The organism is Micromonospora desertarenae (assembly GCF_056150265.1).
In genome coordinates this window covers 28994-46692 of sequence record NZ_JAXCFQ010000009.1, presented here as the reverse complement: position 1 = coordinate 46692, position 17699 = coordinate 28994, and the positions used below count along the sequence as shown (strand labels likewise).

The 17699-nt window shown below is 71.1% G+C and carries 15 protein-coding genes and 1 tRNA gene; 9 read left to right on the top strand and 7 right to left on the bottom strand.

The features are described 5' to 3' along the window. Nucleotides 1-10 precede the first annotated feature (10 nt). The 8 genes from SM577_RS19405 (at nt 11) to SM577_RS19370 (ending at nt 6870) form a co-directional block, all read left to right on the top strand. Nucleotides 11-742 (top strand): hypothetical protein, encoded by a 732-nt coding sequence (locus tag SM577_RS19405; RefSeq protein WP_474587596.1) that lies wholly within the window; start codon nt 11-13, stop codon nt 740-742. A 448-nt stretch (nt 743-1190) separates the two neighbouring features. After that, a complete protein-coding gene (locus SM577_RS19400) occupies nt 1191-2399 on the top strand; it encodes a helix-turn-helix domain-containing protein (protein ID WP_474587595.1) in 1209 nt (402 codons plus the stop codon). A 77-nt stretch (nt 2400-2476) separates the two neighbouring features. Beyond that, a complete protein-coding gene (locus tag SM577_RS19395; RefSeq protein ID WP_474587594.1) occupies nt 2477-3466 on the top strand; it encodes a DUF932 domain-containing protein in 990 nt (329 codons plus the stop codon). Nucleotides 3467-3587: 121 nt separating this feature from the next. Next, nucleotides 3588-3989: a hypothetical protein gene (locus tag SM577_RS19390; protein WP_474587593.1), complete on the top strand. Its 402-nt coding sequence runs from the start codon at nt 3588-3590 to the stop codon at nt 3987-3989. Next, entirely contained in the window at nt 3986-4420 is a 435-nt protein-coding gene (locus tag SM577_RS19385; RefSeq protein ID WP_474587592.1) for a hypothetical protein, read from the top strand. Before SM577_RS19390 ends, SM577_RS19385 begins: the two co-directional genes overlap by 4 nt. 99 nt (nt 4421-4519) lie before the next feature. Next, the gene (locus tag SM577_RS19380) at nt 4520-4849 is read left to right on the top strand and encodes a hypothetical protein (protein ID WP_474587591.1); all 330 of its coding nucleotides are present in this window, start codon (nt 4520-4522) and stop codon (nt 4847-4849) included. 489 nt (nt 4850-5338) lie between these two features. Then, nucleotides 5339-6361 carry a C40 family peptidase gene (locus tag SM577_RS19375; protein WP_474587590.1) on the top strand — a complete coding sequence of 341 codons (1023 nt, stop codon included), beginning with the start codon at nt 5339-5341 and terminating at the stop codon, nt 6359-6361. Between the two features lie 116 nt (nt 6362-6477). Continuing rightward, the gene (locus SM577_RS19370; protein WP_474587589.1) at nt 6478-6870 is read left to right on the top strand and encodes a hypothetical protein; all 393 of its coding nucleotides are present in this window, start codon (nt 6478-6480) and stop codon (nt 6868-6870) included. Between the two features lie 194 nt (nt 6871-7064). On the opposite strand, the gene SM577_RS19365 is transcribed toward SM577_RS19370, so the two are convergent. Next, complete coding sequence (locus SM577_RS19365) at nt 7065-9812, bottom strand: transcriptional regulator (protein WP_474587588.1); 2748 nt, start codon at nt 9810-9812, stop codon at nt 7065-7067. 169 nt (nt 9813-9981) lie between these two features. On the opposite strand from SM577_RS19365, the gene SM577_RS19360 reads away from it, so the two are divergent. Beyond that, complete coding sequence (locus SM577_RS19360) at nt 9982-11898, top strand: Hsp70 family protein (protein ID WP_474587587.1); 1917 nt, start codon at nt 9982-9984, stop codon at nt 11896-11898. 422 nt (nt 11899-12320) lie between these two features. Here the strand turns inward: SM577_RS19360 and SM577_RS19355 are convergent. From SM577_RS19355 to SM577_RS19330, 6 genes are all read right to left on the bottom strand, one after another. After that, nucleotides 12321-12394, bottom strand: a tRNA-Pro gene (locus SM577_RS19355). Between the two features lie 357 nt (nt 12395-12751). Then, the gene (gene der, locus SM577_RS19350) at nt 12752-14155 is read right to left on the bottom strand and encodes a ribosome biogenesis GTPase Der (RefSeq protein ID WP_474587586.1); all 1404 of its coding nucleotides are present in this window, start codon (nt 14153-14155) and stop codon (nt 12752-12754) included. Continuing rightward, on the bottom strand, nt 14152-14832 hold the full coding sequence (cmk, locus tag SM577_RS19345) for a (d)CMP kinase (protein ID WP_474587585.1): 681 nt from the start codon (nt 14830-14832) through the stop codon (nt 14152-14154). Before cmk ends, der begins: the two co-directional genes overlap by 4 nt. A gap of 192 nt (nt 14833-15024) precedes the next feature. Beyond that, on the bottom strand, nt 15025-15795 hold the full coding sequence (locus SM577_RS19340; RefSeq protein ID WP_474587584.1) for a pseudouridine synthase: 771 nt from the start codon (nt 15793-15795) through the stop codon (nt 15025-15027). Beyond that, nucleotides 15782-16717: an SMC-Scp complex subunit ScpB gene (scpB, locus tag SM577_RS19335; RefSeq protein WP_474587583.1), complete on the bottom strand. Its 936-nt coding sequence runs from the start codon at nt 16715-16717 to the stop codon at nt 15782-15784. Before scpB ends, SM577_RS19340 begins: the two co-directional genes overlap by 14 nt. Then, nucleotides 16714-17667 carry a segregation and condensation protein A gene (locus SM577_RS19330; protein ID WP_474587736.1) on the bottom strand — a complete coding sequence of 318 codons (954 nt, stop codon included), beginning with the start codon at nt 17665-17667 and terminating at the stop codon, nt 16714-16716. Before SM577_RS19330 ends, scpB begins: the two co-directional genes overlap by 4 nt. Nucleotides 17668-17699: the final 32 nt, after the last annotated feature.

Sequence of the window (17699 nt, the reverse complement as noted above, 5' to 3'; positions counted from 1 at the left end):
GGAGATCCTGGTGTTTCTGACCGACCCCGCTCTGCGGCGCATCGCCGCCGACACCAACGACGTCCTGCCCGAGCACCTGTGGCGCCACGACACCGCCGCCCTCGACCCGATCGGTGACCTCGCTCGCCTCCTCCACACGACCGCCCGCGCCTTCACCGACAGCACCACCAGCCTCGACCAGGCCCTCGCCCGGGTGAGTGTGCTCGCCGAGAAGGCCCGCCACGGGCTGGCCGTCCGCGCCGACCTGCACGCGGCCGGCTACCACCAGGCCCTCACCGACGCGCTCACCGCCCGCGAGCGGCACACCGTCCTCGGGGCCACGCTCATCACCACCTACCGCGCCTGGCGCAACCACCAGACGATCGGCGACGGCGATGAGCGGCACCTGCTCCTGCGACACTGCGACCCGTCGCAGGGCGTGGCGACGCTGCGGCGCAAACACACGAGCACCTGGCACGTGGTGCCCGACGCCGAGGCCGCCACCGCCTTCGACATCCCCTACCCCGACCGGGTGGTCGGCGAGATCACCGAAACCGACCAGGGGTGGACGCCGACTGCGTACATCGACCCGCAGCATCGCCAGACCACCTCCGTCATGGCGTACCCGCTGCCCGTGTGTGACGACCTCGCCTCGGCCTGCCGGTCACTGCTGCGCTGGTGGCACCTGCGCCACTCCGACGCGTGGCGCAGCCGCACCCCCGCCCAGCTCACCCCGGCCGAACTCGCGCACCTCGCCAGCTAGAAGCAGACCCCATGCTGCGGCGGCGCTACGTCAACCCCCGCAGACAGCGTCCCTGCCCCACACCGACTCCTGCCGCAAGCAACAGGTCACCGGCCGGACCAGCCGCGTACACGTCGGTGCGTCCGACGCCGACCTGGATCTGACGGTCGGCCCCGGACAGCCACGCCCGTCCCACACTGACGCCGGACCTACCGCAGTCGCGCCGCGGGCAGGCTCTACATCTCATCCTGCAGTCCGCAGCCGACGGGCCCACCGCTCCCGCCACTGACCCCTCGGCTTCATCACACACCGCCGAGGCCACCGGGCCGCAACCCGCAGCACCCAGCACGGCAGCGCACCGCTTCACGCGCCTGCCGCGCTGACCGCTGCCCGCGACCCGGCACACGACCGCCCGGCACCACACCGTGCCGGGCATCCCCAACCCCACGTTCCTAAGGAGGGGAACCTCATGGAAAACCTGTCCCTGACGCCTGTCACGCAGGCTGTCCTCGATGCCCTAACCGAACTCGGTCAGGGCAATCTCCACGAGCTGGCAGACCGCTCCGGCAAGGCCCGGTCAACCACCGACAAGGCGATCAAGACCCTGGCCGACGCCGGTGTGATCGTCGCAGTGGACACCGGGGCCGACCCGGCCGACGGCACCCCCACCCGATGGACCCTGGCGACCCCGGCAGAGCCCACCGACGCCGCGAACGACACCGGCGACGAGCACACGGCACGCGCGGACGAAACCGACCTCACTGACCCGGACCTCGACAACGCGGCCGACGAGGCGGCCGCCGTCGGCACCGTGCAGGCCGACCAGCCCGGAACCGATGGTGACGGCGATGGCGAGACCGAGACCGACCGAGACGACGCGGAGGACGACGCCCTCCAGGACGCCGGCGATGAGGGCTCGCACGACGAGGGTCGGACGGTCACCGTGGTGCAACCGACGCGCCCGGGTGACCGCAAGGTCATGGCCATCAAGGGCGTCCTGGCCGACTACGGCGACGACGGCGCGACGCTCGACGTGATCGTGGCCGAGAGCGGCATCGGTCACCCGACTGCCACCCGGCTGCTGACCGCGATGGAGCAGGCCGACGCGGCGCGTCGCCTGCCCGGCCTGCCGGAGCGGTGGATCCCGGGTCCGACCAAGGCCAGCGAGGTCGACCCGAACCCGGAGCCGCCCCGCTGCCCGCTGTGCTACCAGGTGATCCGGGGGCTGGCGACCACGCCGAGCGCCGCGGCGACCGTGCTGCCGCTGATCCGTCCGGACGGCACGCTGCATGTCGTCGGCCCGGAGGGCGAGACCCACGTCGTCACCCTGCCCACCCGCACGCCCACCCGCGCAGCGGGCGTCGCCAGGAGCGTGGGCCGGCGCAGCGACGGGACCGTCAACGCCGACGGCAGCCAGCCGTTCGGCCGGGGCGAGTTGGAGAAGCTCACCCTCGACGTGCTGGCCGCCAACCCAGGCCGGGCGATGACCCCGCAGGACATCGCCACCGTGCTCGGCGGGCAGCTCGGGCGCACCGTCAGCAGCGGGGCCGTGCGCAACAACTGCACCAAGGCCGCCGCCGCCGGCCGCATCCTCCTGGTTTCCGACTCGCCGCTGACCTTCACCTACCCGGCACAGGCCGAGAGCGGCAACGCCGCCCAGGCCGATGCGCCCAGCTGACCCTCACGATCCCCAGCCCATCGCGGGGGCCGAGCCGTGCGCTCGGCCCCCGCGGCACATCGAGAGAGGAGACAACCGTGCCGCACGAACTCGAGACGTTCGCGGACGGAACGACCGCCTTCGCCAGCGCCCGCCTGTCGGCCTGGCACCAGCTGGGCACCGTCACCCAGGACACGATGAAGGCCGAGGAGATCATGGCCACCGCCCGCCTCGGCGACTGGGGCGTGCGCACCATCCGCACTGTCGGCATCGACGTCGTCGACGGGGTCGAGGTGCAGATCCCGGCCGATGACAAGCGGATGACCGTGCGCCGCAACCCGGTCACCGGCCACACCGAGTATCTGGGCATCGTCGGCACCGACTACACCGTGGTCCAGAACGAGCAGTGCGCCGAACTGCTGGATCGCCTCGTCGATCAGGTGGGCGGCGCCCACTTCGAAACCGCGGGCAGCCTGCGCCGCGGCAAGAGCGTGTTCGTGACCATGAAGCTCCCGGACGCGATGGAGATCGCCGGGGTGGACCGCATGGACCTCTACCTGATCGGCACCACCTCGCACGACGGCACCGCCGCCCTGCGGGTGGACGCCAGCCCGATCCGGGTCGTGTGTGCCAACACTCAACGCGCCGCGTTCCGGCATGCGATCGGGCACTACACCTTCCGGCACACCTCCAATGTCAACTCCCAGATCAGCCAGGCCCGTGAAGCCCTGGGCCTGATGTGGCGGTACATGGAGACCTTCGAGAAGGCCGCCGAGCGGATGCTGCAGACCGAGCTGACGATGCGCGAGTTCGAGAACGTGGTGGCGCAGGTGTGGCCGGTCAAGGACAACGCCTCCGAGCAGACCAAGAACAACGCCAAACAGCGGCTTGGCACCCTCAAGTACCTGATCCGCGAGGCCGACACCCTCAAACCCATCACCGGCAGCCGGTGGGCCGGATACCAGGCCATCACCGAATACCTCGACCACTACCAGCCCGCGAAGGACGCCACCGCCCGCGCCACCCGGGTGCTCACCGGCAATGTCGGCGACCTGAAGCTCGCCGCCTTCGACCTGCTCAAGGTCTGACCACCCCTCGTTCACGCCCCCGGGGCGGCGGTCACCGTGCCGCCGCCCCGGCCCGCAAAGGGAAGGGACACGCCCCATGGCACAGCACAGCTTTGTGGGGATCAGACCAGACGGACAGCCGATGAGCGCCCACATCCGTCACCCCCGGAACCTGCAGCAGGCGGTGTGCGGGGTGCGCGCCGCCGACGTTCGGCGGTGGGAGACCGAGGAACCGCCGCGCAGCACCTACACCTGCGAGGACTGCTACAGCCTGCTCCCGGAAGCTCAACGCCCCGACGACGCCAACCACCCGCCAGGAGACGCCACGCTCATCGCCACGCTGCGGCGCATCGTCGCCGACCCTCAGTACGCCAAGATCGACGGGGCTCTCGTGGACGTGTGGTCGGCCGCCGTCACGGTCCTGATCTGGGACCGGCTCGCCGACAACCAGCGACAGCGGCTGCTGGCCCTACCGTCACACGAGCTGATCCTCCGCTGCGTCGCGATCTACACCCGCCTTACCAGGGACGGGGGTCGCCAGTGACCGGCCTTCGACAACCCCAGTGGTTCCACTTCGGCCCGTGGGTGTTCTCCATCGACGCCGCCGAAGCGCTGATCGCCACCACGCCCCGCGACACCCGGTCCCTCGACGTCATGACCTGGGCTACCGCCTACGGCCTGACCCATCTCGACGACCCGCGAACTGTCAGCCTCATCGGCCCGACCAGCACCGGCCTCAACCGCGCCTACGCGATGACCACCGACTTGGCCAAGCCCCTGGTCGTCGCCCACCTCGACGTCACCGGGCACCCACCCAGCCCGCTGCTCATCGACGGCACACACCGGCTCTACCGCGCCTGGCGCGAGCACGTGCCGAGGTTACCCGCCTACCTGCTCACCGTCGAAGAAACCCGCCAGATCCAGGACAACAGGCTCCTCGGACCCGGCCGGACCTCCATCGCGCCGCCGGCCTGAACGGCGGCCTTGACACCACCTCTTACCGCGTACGCCTCGGCCGCCGGCCACCGCGCACGGCGGCCGAGGCGTAGGCGCATCCACTTTCGGGAGAACCCCATGGCCTACACGCAACCGTGGCAGAGGGTCTGTGACTGCCGCTGCCTCGTCCACCACCACCTGCCGCGCGCCATCTACACCGAGCCCGACTGCGCCTGCACCATCACCTGCGCCACCCAGCCCCTCACCCTGCTGGCCGACCCGTGGGGCTGCGCACTCTTCCTCGACCACGGCGGCGACCTCTGGCACGTCCCCGCCATGGCCAACGGCACCTGGGACTGGGCAAGCGCCGCAGAAATCGACAGCCGCCACGACTTCTACAACGCCAGCCGCGTTATCGAGCACCTGCTACGCCAAGCCGCCCACGTACTCCACACACCCATCACGTGACCCGACCCATCCACGGTGGGCCGCCCACACGGGCGGCCCACGGCCCTTGTGCCTTCACCCGAGGAGACAGCGATGTCGCACTACGGCAGCGCCGTCGAGCGCGACCGCGACTGCCGCTGCCCAACCCACCGTGGCCAGCCGCGCTCGGTCCACAACGACCCGGGCTGTCACTGCCTGGCCACCTACGCCCGCCAGCCCATAACTCTGCTCGCCCCACAGAATCAACGGCACCCTGGTCCTCGACGACTACGGGACGCCCTGGCACGTGCCCGGCCTGAAGACCAACCAACCGGACTGGCGCTACGCCACCCGGTCGACGCCGGCCACCCGCTGTTCGAGCCGCCGACCAATCGCCGGCTTCCTCCCCGACACCCCGCGAGGCTGCTGCCGCTCATCCACCGCCGGTAACCCGCAGCACCGCTGTACCCCTGCCGGCCGCACCGCACGGACATCCGGCCTTTTCTGTTATCAACGGAAGGTAACCACCACATGACCAAAGTCATCATCGGCGTCGTCACCGTCGTCATCGTCGCCTGCTTCGGACTGCCCATGCTCCTGCTGTCGGCCGTCATGGGCGGCGGCTCCAGCGGGTGCGGAATCCCCGCCCCGCCCGCCATACGCCCCTCCGAACAGCCACCTGGCGCCAGAACCTGGGACACCGAACAGCTGGAAATCGCCGCCACCATCATCGACGTCGGGGTCACTAAAGGTGTACCCCGCTGGGGCTGGGTCGTCGCCGTTGCCACCGCCATGCAGGAATCCGGCCTGCGGAACCTGCCACACCTCGGCGACCGCAACGACCACGACTCCATCGGCGTGTTCCAGCAGCGCCCGAGCCAGGGCTGGGGAACCGTTACGCAACTGTCCGAGCCCGCCTACCAGGCGGGCACGTTCTTCGACAAGCTCCTCACCGTTCCCGGCTGGGAGTCGATGCCGCTCGCCCAGGCTGCCCAAGCGGTCCAGGTCTCGGCCTTCCCCGACGCGTACGCGAAGTGGACTGACGACGCCCTGCACCTGGTGGACCAGCTAACCAGCACTTCCCCGGACTGCACCACCGATGCGATCGCCGCCCTCCCGGACGGGTATGCGTTACCCGCCAACACCCCGCCAGCCGTGGCAACCGCCATTTTCTGGGCTGTCAACCAACTCGGCACCCCGTATCACTTCGGCGGATCATGCACCGACCCCCACTCCGGCGACCCCGACAAACAGTGCGACTGCTCCTCCCTCATGCAGTCGGCGTACCGGGCAGCCGGCATCTCCATCCCCCGCGTCACCACCGACCAGACCAACGCCGGGAAACCGGTGGCCGAACCAGCGCTCGTGCTGCCCGGCGACCTCATCCTCATCCCCGGCAGCGAAGGCACCATGACCAACCCGCGCCACATCGGCATGTACCTCGGCGAAGGGCTCATCATCCAAGCCCCGAAGACCGGCGACGTCGTCAAGATCACTCGGCTGAGCCGTTGGATCACCCAGATCGCAGCAATTCGCCGCATCGTTGCCCAGTAACCGGCGTACGTTCGCGGCCCCGATTTCGCTCGGCGCTCAGTCGCAATGCCAGAATCGCGGCGAGCGGATCGCGGCATGTGCGGATGGTGGCGTGGGCGCCGTGAGACGATCTAGGCGTGACAAAGTTCCGGCTCGACGTGCTGGTCGAGGAGCAGCTTGAATCGGTCGTCTTCGTCAGGGACTACCTGCAGCTCGACTTTGGCAACGCACGATTTACCGCCTACGTCTGGCCAGCTGTGACCATCGGCAACACCGCCCTCGAGTTCGGTGAGCCAGGCTATCGGGATGCGCTCTGTGCGTTCATCTCGCAGGAAGTCACCGCCGTATCGGAGTCGCCAGAGTGTGGTCTGGTGATCCGCTTCGCCTCGGGTGAAATTGTCACCAATCCCAAGCCATCGGACCTAGATGGACCGGAGATCGCACAGTTGCAGGTGTATGACCCTATATGCCCGCTGATCGGGGTTTGGCGGCCCGGCGAGGACATCTTCGCTGGCCTCGATTCGCCGTAACTACGACGCGCGGTCCTCGGCAGATCCGGATACCGAGCTGTGGCAGGCCGTCGGTGCGCCGCCCGCCCGCCCTAGCGAGTGGCGGCCCCGCGGGCCGCCCACCGCGGTCATGGCAGTCCGCCGCTGTTGGTCTCTGCCCGTCCCTCCGAAATCGTGTCAGCCTGTGACTGGCTCCGCGCCGGAGGCAGTGGTGCTCACTTCCTGGCAGGGTTGCTCCGAAGCCGGCTGGCGAGTGTGATGGTTGCTTCCTGGGGTTCGGCGTCGAGGTCGGCCAAGGCTTTGGTCAGGGCACGCAGGAGGGTGCGGATGCCGTCGGCGTCGCCGAGGGCGTGGCGGACGTGCATGGCGCGTGTGTAGAGGGCTTCGTTGTAGCGGTCCAGCCCGATGGCCTTGTCGAGTAAGTCGGATGCGCCCTGTGGGTCAGTGTCGACGAGGTCGTCTGCCAGCAGCAGGTGGGCTTCGATGCCCCACCGGCGCACGGTTTCCCGGTGCGGCTGGAGCCATTCGTAGTCTTGGCCGTCTGCCAGTGGCGCTGTGTAGAGCTCGCATGCAGCGGTGAGCAGTTCGCGGCGGCGAGGGCCGGCGGCGATGGTGGCCGTGCGCAGCAAGTCGCGGAGGGTCCAGACGTCGACGTCAACGGTGGTTGGGTCGAGGCGGTAGCGTCCGGCGCTCTTAACGACGTAGGCGTTTTTCGCGGCGGGGGTGCTGGCTCGGCCGAGTACGTGTCGTAGGTTGCTCGCGTTGGTGTGCACGCGTTGGTCGGCTTGGCTGATGCGGGCGTCGGGTTCGAGGTATTCACCGATCTCGCGGGTGGTGACTCCGTGGGGGTGGCAGGCGAGGAACACGGCGAGTTCGAGGGCTTTGGCGCGCAGTGGCCGGCCGGGCTGACTGATGTCTTCGATCCGCGGAGGCCCGAGCACCCGCAGTCGTGCCTTGCCGTGGGCGGTGGTCTGGGCAGGTGAGGCGGGCGGTGTGTGCTGTCCGGACGGGTCGGTGCCGTTCCGGCTTCGCTGTAGTGGCACGGCCGCGTGGGATTCCTGGGATGACGCGAGAGCGCTTCGTTCGCCGGTCTGCGCCTCCCGCAGGGTGTTGAGGATCTGGATCGCGGTGGTGGCGTCGAGCACGGGCAGGCGTGGTGGGATGGGCTCCGTCGCCGGCCCGGATGCGAGTGTGGTGTGGCCGTGCGGGGTGACGTTGACGGTGACGCCATGGTTCCACTCACCGAGCAGGAGGGCGGACACGCCGAGGTCGGTGCCGAGGGTAAGGGCGGTCTTCGCGCGCATCTGCGCACCGGGGGGCGGTGTCTGGGTGATGAGCATGATCGGTGGCAGCGCTTCCTCGTCGGGGGCTTGCCGGCGCAGGTCGTCCAGGTCTGTCAGGGTGTGCTCGTCGAGGATGCGGCTGCGGTGCAGTAGCCGGGCCTCGATCGCCGTGAGCGCGTCATCGACCCCGTGGGCGACATGTAGCCGCGGCCATGGTTGGAGGGCTGTCGCGTCGGGGCCAAGGAGTGCGATGAGGGTGGTGGCGTCGATCACGACTTCCCCGCGGGTGTCGGGGTGGTGCGGGCCGCCGGTGGCCAGGACTGTGACGAGGGCGGCGCGGGCGGCGGCGTGGCTGCCGTGGCCGATGATGCCGGTTGCGCCGGGCGGCAACGACGCGAGTTCGGGTACATGGGCGGGTGGCTCGCTGCCGTCGTTGCCGTGGTTCGGTTCGGTGGGTTGTTGGGCGGCCAGGGCGCGGCGGATCTGGACCACCGGTGTGGGTAGCTCGGTTGGCGGGTCCTCGTCGGGGTCGCCGGTGTAGCGACGGCGGCGTTGGAGCCAGACCATTGCCGCGGCGGCGCTGATCGCGGCAGCGAGTGACCACGGCAGCCAGGTGGAGGGTGACAGCTGGAGACCGTGTCCATCCGTCCTCGGCATCAGATGGGGTGTGTCGGTGGCGGTCGGTGAGGCTGGCAGTGGGATGGGGCTGGTGGTCGTCGGCGAGGAGGCCGGTGACACTGCCGAGGCGCTGCTCGGGGCTGCCGAAGGCTGCGTGGCCGTCGGTGGCGGCACCGCGGGATCGGTCGGCTCCGGGGCGACGCTCGGCGATGAGGGCGGTGTGATCGGCCGGTCGGCCGGCGGCTTGGGTGGTCGCGGGGGTTCGGCGGCCGTCGGAGGGTGAGCGTCGGGGGGTAGGCGAAGTTCCCAGCCGGGATAGATGAGATCGCAGTCGCGCAGGGTGCCGCCGATGCCGGGGAAGTGGCGGTGCTTGTTCAGGCGGCAGATCTCCGGCCATCGGTTCGCGTCGCCAAGCCATTCGCTGGCGATTTTGGACAGGGTGTCGTGTCGCTCAACGGTGTAGAGGTAGCGCTCGTTGGCCACCTGGATGATGGCGGGCCCGCGGGCGGTGGCTTGCCGGGGAATGTCGGCGTGGTCGGTGGCGGCGATGGGCGTGGTCGGCTGATCGCGGTTCGCCGTGTGGTCGAGGGAGCCGGCGGAGGTGACAGCGATCGCGGCGGTACCGGCTAAGCCGAAGACGAGCCGGTGAAGCGGGGCCGGGAGCCTGAGCGCGGGGATGCGCCACCGGGTCACCGCAGCGAGGATATCGGCGAGCAGGAGCAGCGCGAACACGCCCCACAGCAGCCACAGGGCCCACAATGCGACGCCGGTGAGGACAGCTGGGGTGAATCGGCCGCTGGAGCGCGCGAACCAGTCAGGGATCTCCGGCCAGGGTGGCAGCCGCCGCAGGGGGTTCCCGCCGGCCATCCACAGCAGTGCCGGTACCGCGGCCAGGAAGATGCCGGTACTGAGGACAGTCCGCATGGCGCTGGCCAGGGAACGCGACAGCGGCACAGCGCGCCGGTGCGGGTCGTGCGGAGGGTGGATGGTGGCTCGCGCGCCGTACTCGGCGAGTCTGTCGCCTCTGTCCGGGGGCGTATGCGGCACCTGTCCCTCCTCCACGATTGGGTCCTCGTCCCGCATACACGATCTTCGGTATGTCCAGCTATCCCGGCGAGAAGGATTCTCACCATCCGCACACAAACGATCACTCGAAGGGGGACGGAATTGAAGCTGCTCGCCCCGGCGGGCGAGACTGCGCCTCATGCCAAGCGGGGGCGTCAGGTTGTCCGTGGATCTCAGTTCGTCGGCCATCGCCGCGACGGTCAGTTGGCAGAGCGTACGGGTTCCCGTTCTCATCGACGGTCGACTCGTCATGCCACCCGGCGTCGTCATAGGTCCTACAGGTCAGGTCTACGTCGGCCTCGACACGGCGGCCGTGAGGTCCCTGCCGGCGGACCACCGTCTCGTCGACAACCCGACCGACCTCCTCGGCAAGCCCACGCAGCCCGCCGATACAGCCGATCCCCTCGACACCGTGGGTCTGCTCGCCACCATGCTGCAGCACATCGCCCACCACGCTGCCCACCACGTCAGCGAGCCAATCACCGAGCTCACCGTAACCATTCCAGCGAGCTGGGGGCCACGCCGTCGGGGACAGCTAGCCGAAGCGGCCACACGATCCGGGCTACCGTCTCCCGCCCTGGTCACCGCGCCCGCCGCCCTGGCCGCCTACGCCCAGACGCTCGGTCTCACCGCGCCCGAAGCCTCGTGCCTTCTCGTCTGCCAGGCCGACCGCCATCCCCCGGCCCTCACCATCCTCCAGACGGTCGCCGACGGCTACCGCGAACTGGCGACGCAGCAGATCGAGCTTGCCCACGACCTCGACGACCTCATCACCCGCCGCGTCGTTCAGACGGCAACCGCTGACAACGACCCGCTGCGAGCGGCGATCAGCCAGCCCGGCGACGCCGCAGCAGACGGACGTGTCGCCCTCTTGGAGGCCGTCCGCACCGCACGGCATCTGCTTGCCACACAGGATCGGGCACCGGTCCTGCTGCCCGCGCCCCGCCAGCCCGCGGTCATCACCCGCGACGACGTCTCGATCGCCGCGCAGCCCCTCCTCGATCAGGTACCCGACGCAGTCGGCGAGCTCCTGGAGGCGGCCGATGTCGACAAGCAGCACCTCGCCGGCGTCGTGTTGAGGCCAGCTCACGGTCTGCCGGCGCTGGCGGACCACCTCGCCGCAGCTACCGGCACCGTGCCGACTCTCATCGACCAGTCCCATGCCCTCGCCGACGGGGCCCTGCACCTCACCGCCACCCACCGGCCGACGCCCCGTGCCGCGTCCGCACGGCTACCCCGCGTCCGGCTCCGCATCAGCGACCTCACCAGCGCCCTCATCATCGGAGCCTGCTCTCTCACGCTCCTGCTTCAGGCGGTTCTCACCGCGTACATCACCACCGTCCAGCTCCGAGTCGTCGGTGTGCGCACCTCATTACCGCAACTGGGCACCGCCGGCGCGCTCGCGATGCTGACCGCATTCGCCGTCGCGCATCTCGCCCCCACCACCTGGCTCGCTGGACCCCCCACGCCATCAACGCCCGAACCGGCAACAGGCAGCCTCATCCGCCGCGGATACTTCACCGCCGCCGTCGGCGGCGCCGTCGCCGCAGCCCTTTACGGCCTCGCCACCGGCACCGCGGTCCATTACGACTACACCCCGTACCTGAAGTGGACCCTCGGCGGCGCCCTACCACTGGCCGCCTGCGCCGCTGTCATCGCCACCATCGCGCCCCGGATCCCCACCGACGCCCTGCCGGCCTGGCTGGCGCTGACCCGCCCAGCCATCACCCACGTGGCCATCGCCACCGCCGGAATCTTCCTCATGCGGGCAGCACTGACCCTCACCACCCCCGTCGACCTGACCGGCATGCCCGGCCTCGCCGGCAGCGCCGGAGCAGCACTCGTCGGCGTGGCCACCGCCCTGACCGCCAGCCGAAGCCGCACCATCCGCACCATCACCGCACCCGGCCTGGCCATCGGCTACGCACTCGTCTTCACCCACGACACCACCACCGCCCTGACCATCGGCTACCTCATCGCACTCACCTGGTGGGGCATCCGACTCACCGCACAAACCCTGCGACTCGCCTTCCCCACCACGGCAACGGCCCTGCACCGCCTCTCCGATCGCGCCAACGGCTAGAGCCAAGGGACGCAGGCGAGGACGGCGTCGGCTCCGCCCCCTTCCACGATCGGCAGGACAGGCCGCGGCGTAGTTTCGCGGCGCCGGCCCAAGCTTTCGCCAGGGCGCCAGCTCACCCGTCCAACCCGCGGACAACTGCCCGGCCTCCACCTCCGCCGGCGGGATCCGCAGCCAGGCGTCCTCGTGCCCGCGTGGTCGGTTCACCTCATCCAGCGGCCACTCATCGCCACTGCCGTCAACGTGTGGTGCGCCATCTTGTGCCGGATGGAGCACCCACATCCCCAGCACACAACGATGCACAGCGATGACAAACGTGTTGGCCGTATCCGGTAAACGGGGGGGTTCGGGGGGGCGGTTCAAAACCCTCATAGAAGAAAGTCGAAGCCCTGACCGCGTTTCCGCTGGTCAGGGCTTTCCTCTTGTCGGGACGGCCGGATTCGAACCGACGACCCCTTGACCCCCAGTCAAGTGCGCTACCAAGCTGCGCCACGTCCCGATGCTCCCGCGCGGTTCCCCCCGCGACAGCCGGTACAGCTTAGCGCAGATCTTCCCGCCTCCCGCACACGCCCCTCCCGGCTCACGGAGGCGTCGTGCGCCGCACCACCGCTAGAGCTTCCTAGGAGGATAGGGAGGGTCGGTAGCTGCCGTTCGGGCGCGACGCGTGCGGTGCCTACGGAGCCGCGCGGGGTTCGCCCGGGAGCGGCAATACCGCAGAGTCATCGTGATGACTCTGCGGTATCGCCCTCGCGGGACAGACCGGCGGCCGGCAGCGGCACGACCCGAAGCCGCCGCGGCCGGGAGATGTCAGGGGCCGCCGGAGGCTCCGGCCGTCACGGACCCGGGAACGCTAACGTCAGCCGTGCGCCTTGCCGCGGCCGCCGGGGCCGAGCTTCTTGCGCGGGCGTACGGAAATCTCGATCGGGCTGCCCTCGAAGCCGAACTCCTCGCGGAGCTTGCGCTCGACGAAGCGCTGGTAGCCGGCGTCCAGGGGACCAGTGGTGAAGAGCACGAACCGCGGCGGGGCCACACCCGCCTGGGTGGCGAAGAGGATCTTCGGCGCCCGCCCGCCGCGCACCGGGTGCGGGGTGGCCTGGACCAGAGCGGTCAGCCACGCGTTGAGCTGCGCGGTCGGGATCCGGGTCTCCCAGCTGGCCAGCGCCTTGCGCAGCGCGGGGGCGAGCTTGTCGACCGCCCGGCCGGTCTTGGCCGACAGGTTGAGCCGGACCGCCCACGGGATGCGGCGCAGTTCGCGCTCGATCTCCTTGTCCAGGTAGTACCGGCGGTCGGCGTCGACCATGTCCCACTTGTTGAAGGCGATCACCAGCGCCCGGCCGGCGTCGGTGACCATGGACAGGATCCGCTGGTCCTGCTCGCTGATCACCTCGCTGGCGTCGAGCAGCACCACCGCCACCTCGGCCGCCTCGATCGCCGAGGCGGTGCGCAGGCTGGCGTAGTACTCGGTGCCGCTGGCCTTGCCGACCCGCTTGCGCAGCCCGGCGGTGTCCACCAGCTGCCAGGTCTCCCCGCCGATCTCGACCAGGCTGTCCACCGGGTCCACGGTGGTCCCGGCGACCGCGTCGACCACCGCCCGCTCCTCGCCCGAGAAGCGGTTGAGCAGGCTGGACTTGCCCACGTTCGGCCGGCCGACCAGCGCCACCCGGCGCGGGCCGCGGGGCAGGTGCTCCACGATCTTCGGGGCCTCCGGCAGCGCGTCCATGATCGCGTCCAGCAGTTCGCCGGAGCCGCGGCCGTGCAGCGCCGACACCGCGTGCGGCTCACCCAGGCCGAGCGACCAGAGCGAGGTGGCCTCCATCTCGATGGCGGTGTTGTCCGCCTTGTTCGCCACCAGGATCACCGGCTTGGCGCTGCGCCGCAGCATCCGCACCGCCGCCTCGTCCACGTCGGTGGAGCCCACCACCGCGTCGACCACGAAGAGCACCACGTCCGCGGTGGCCACCGCCGCCTCGGCCTGCGCCGCGATCGCGGCCGCCCGGTCCCGGGCGTCCGGCTCCCAACCGCCGGTGTCCACCACGGTGAACTGCCGGCCGGCCCACTGCGCGTCGTACGGGACCCGGTCACGGGTCACCCCGGGCACGTCCTCGACGACCGCCTGCCGGCGGCCGATGATCCGGTTCACCAGGGTCGACTTGCCCACGTTGGGACGGCCGACCACGGCCACCACCGGCTGCGGACCGGGCTGCTCCTCGGCGTCGAGGTCCGGTTCCCGCAGCTCTACCCAACCGTCGCTCTCGGTCACGCCACTCCCCGCTCGGTGAGCAGCTCGCGCAGCCGCGCCACGACCTCGTCGATGCCCAGCTCGGTGGTGTCCAGCACGACCGCGTCCGGGGCCTGCTGCAACGGGTTCACCTTCCGGGTGGAGTCGAGCCGGTCCCGGCGGGCCAGGTCGGCGGCGGTGGCCGCCACGTCGGCGGCGTCCTCGGCGCTGCGCCGGGCCGCCCGGGCCGCCTCGGAGGCGGTCAGGTAGACCTTCAGGTCGGCCTCCGGCGCCACCACCGAGCCGATGTCGCGGCCCTCGACCACGATCCGGCCGTGGTTGGCGATCATCTCCCGCTGCCGGGCGACGAGCAGCGCCCGCACCGCCGGCACGGCGGCGACGGCGGAGACCGCCGCGGTCACCTCGGGGCCACGGATCTCGACGTCCACGTTGACCCCGTCGGCGGTCACGCCGTAGCCCTGGGGGTCGGTGCCGATGCGCAGGTCCACCTCGCCGGCGACCTTGGCCACCGACTCGGCGTCGGCCAGGTCGACCCCGGAGCGCAGCACCGCCCAGGTGATCGCCCGGTACATCGCCCCGGTGTCCAGATAGCGGGCACCGAGGCCGGCGGCGAGCCGCCGCGAGACGGTGGACTTACCCGAACCGGACGGCCCGTCCACAGCGACCACGCAGCGCCCGGTCCGTACGTTTTCCTCCACCGTCGTCCTCCTCAGCCCGTACCCCACGGGTCGCCGGTCGTGGCGCCGTGAGCGGTCGTTCCATCGTCAATGATGCCCGCGGCCCGGCACCGGGCCGCGCGCGCCGCCGCCGGAGCGCCACCCGCGCCCGCGCACCGGGCGCGCCGGCGGCCGTCACGGAGCCTACCGGCTGCCGTACCCCGAACGGCGGGGTCAGTCACCCACCGCCTTGAACAACGCCGCCACCTCGGCGTTGGTGAGCCGGCGGGTCCGCCCGGCTCGCAGGTCACCCAGCCGGATCGGCCCGATCGAGGTACGCACCAGCCGGGACACCGGGTGGCCGACCTCGGCCAGCAGCCGCCGGACGATGTGCTTACGCCCTTCGTGCAGGGTCAGCTCCACCTGGGCGGTCCGTCCCAGGGTGTCCACCACCCGGAACGCGTCGACCCGGGCCGGGCCGTCCTCCAGCTCCACCCCGGTCATCAGCCGCTTGCCCAGGTTGCGCGGGATCGGCCCGGCCACCTCGCACAGGTAGGTCTTCGGCACCCCGTAGGAGGGGTGCATCAGCCGGTGCGCGAGCGTGCCGTCGTTGGTGAGCAGCAGCAGCCCCTCGCTGTCCGCGTCCAGCCGCCCGACGTGGTAGACCCGCTGCTCCACCCGGTTGCCGAGGAAGTCGGCCAGCGCGGTGCGGCCCTTCTCGTCGGCCATCGTGGAGACCACCCCGCGCGGCTTGTTCATCGCCAGGTAGACCAGGCGGGTGTCGGCGACCACCCGCTCCCCGTCCACCTCGATCACCGCTGTCGTCGGGTCGACCTTGTCGCCCAACTGCGCGACCCTGCCGTTCACCGTCACCCGGCGCCGGAAGATCAGGTCCTCGCAGGCGCGGCGGGACCCGACGCCGGCGGCGGCGAGCACCTTCTGGAGGCGCTCGGCGCCGGTGTACACCGGCGCGTCGGGTCGGGGGGCACGGTCATCGCGTGGCATCGGCAAGCTCTTCTACGTCGTCGGGCAGGAACGGGGCGAGCGGCGGCAGGTCGTCGAGGCTGTTCAGCCCGAGCTTCTCCAGGAACATCGTGGTCGTCCGGTACAGGAACGCCCCGCTGTCCGGTTCGGTGCCACACTCCTCGACCAGCCCGCGGGAGACCAGGGTACGGATCACCCCGTCGCAGTTGACTCCGCGGATCGCGGAGATCCGCGAGCGGGTGACCGGCTGCTTGTAGGCGACCACGGCCAGGGTCTCCAGCGCGGCCTGGGTCAGCCGGACCGACTGCCCGTCCAGCACGAACCGCTCGACGTACCCGGCGTATTCCGGGCGGGTGTACAGCCGCCAGCCGCCGGCGGCCCGGCGCAGCTCGAAGCCGTGCCCGGCCGCGGTGTAGCCGGCGGCGATGTCGTCCAGCATCGGGCCGATCCGCTCGACCGGCTGCTCCAACACGTCGGCCAGGGTCAGCTCGCTGACCGGCTCGTCGACCACCAGCAGGATCGCCTCCAGCGCCCCGCGCAGCTCCGCGTCGTCCAGCTCGGGCGCCGGCTCCGGCGCCGTCCGCCGCCGCCCCCGCTTCTCCGGTACGCCGCCAGCGCCGCCCTCCCCCGCGACCGGTTCCGCCTCGGCAGGCGACACCTCCACCCCCGCCTCCGCCCCCGCGGAGATCTTGGACGAATTCGGCCCCTCCGGGGGCGCTTCGTTTCCAAGATCCGCGGCGGGCGCGGACGGCGGCGGCGTCGGGTCGTCGGCGGGCACGGGCGGCTGCTCGGCGGCGGGCGAGGGCGGCTCGGCGGCGGGTGGGGTGGCGGCCTCGGTGGGCGGGGCGGCCGGCTGGGCGGCCGGCGGGCTGGGGCGCTGCCAGGGCGGCACCCAGGCGGCGGCCTGGTCGGCCAGGGAGTCGCGGCGCTCCTCGTTGCTCATCGCGGTCCCTCCTCGGTCCGTGCCGGCGCGTCCCCAGCGGCGGCGCGCGTGTCCCCACCAGCGGCGGCGCCCGCGTCGGCACCGGCGCCGGTGTCCTCGGCCGGGGTGCCGGCGTACTCGTCGATGTGCAGGTCCGGGCCGCCCTCGGCGGGACCCGTCCAGCGTACGGTCAGCTCCTCCAGGGCCTGTTCCTGGACGAACGCGACCAGGCCCTCCCGGTAGAGCTCCAGCAGCGCCAGGAACCGGGCCACCACCTCCAGGGTGGCGTCGCAGTCGGCGCAGAGCAGGGAGAAGCTGGCGGTGCCGGCCCGGCGCAGCCGCTCGGTGATGATCGCCGCGTGCTCCCGGACGCTGACCCGGACCATGTGCACGTGGGCGATCGAGACCTCCGGCACCGGCTTCGGGGTCATCGCCCTGATCGCCAGCTTGAGCAGCCGCTGCGGGCCGATACCGAGCACCAGCTCGGGCAGCGCCTCGGCGTAGCGGGGCTCCAGGGTGACCGCCCGCGGGTAGCGGCGGCCGCCGACCTCCTCCAGCGCGGCGATGTGCGCCGCCGCCTCCTTGAACGCCTTGTACTGCAACAGCCGGGCGAAGAGCAGATCCCGGGCCTCCAGCAGGGCCAGGTCCTCCTCGTCCTCCACCTCAGCGGCGGGCAGCAGCCGGGCCGCCTTCAGGTCGAGCAGGGTCGCGGCGACGAGCAGGAACTCGCTGGCCTCGTCCAGGTCCCACCGGTCGCCCATGGCCCGGATGTACGCGATGAACTCGTCGGTGACCCGGTGCAGCGCCACCTCGGTGACGTCGAGCTTGTGCTTGCCGATCAGTTGCAGCAGCAGGTCGAACGGGCCGGTGAAGTTGGCCAGCCGGACGGTGAACCCGCCACCCCCGGCCGCGTCCCCCACCGCCGGGGTGTCTCCCGTGGCGTCGACCGGGCCGGTGGGGTCCTCGGCCACGGCGCCGTCCGGGCCGGGCGGGGCCGCGGCTG

What these genes read in the sequence shown, in the direction of transcription:
- SM577_RS19400 (WP_474587595.1), top strand. Translation starts at nt 1,191, where the DNA reads ATGGAAAACCTGTCCCTGACGCCTGTCACGCAGGCTGTCCTCGATGCC.
- SM577_RS19390 (WP_474587593.1), top strand. Translation starts at nt 3,588, where the DNA reads ATGAGCGCCCACATCCGTCACCCCCGGAACCTGCAGCAGGCGGTGTGC.
- SM577_RS19380 (WP_474587591.1), top strand. Translation starts at nt 4,520, where the DNA reads ATGGCCTACACGCAACCGTGGCAGAGGGTCTGTGACTGCCGCTGCCTC.
- SM577_RS19375 (WP_474587590.1), top strand. Translation starts at nt 5,339, where the DNA reads ATGACCAAAGTCATCATCGGCGTCGTCACCGTCGTCATCGTCGCCTGC.
- SM577_RS19340 (WP_474587584.1), bottom strand. Translation starts at nt 15,795, where the DNA reads ATGCCACGCGATGACCGTGCCCCCCGACCCGACGCGCCGGTGTACACC.
- scpB (WP_474587583.1), bottom strand. Translation starts at nt 16,717, where the DNA reads ATGAGCAACGAGGAGCGCCGCGACTCCCTGGCCGACCAGGCCGCCGCC.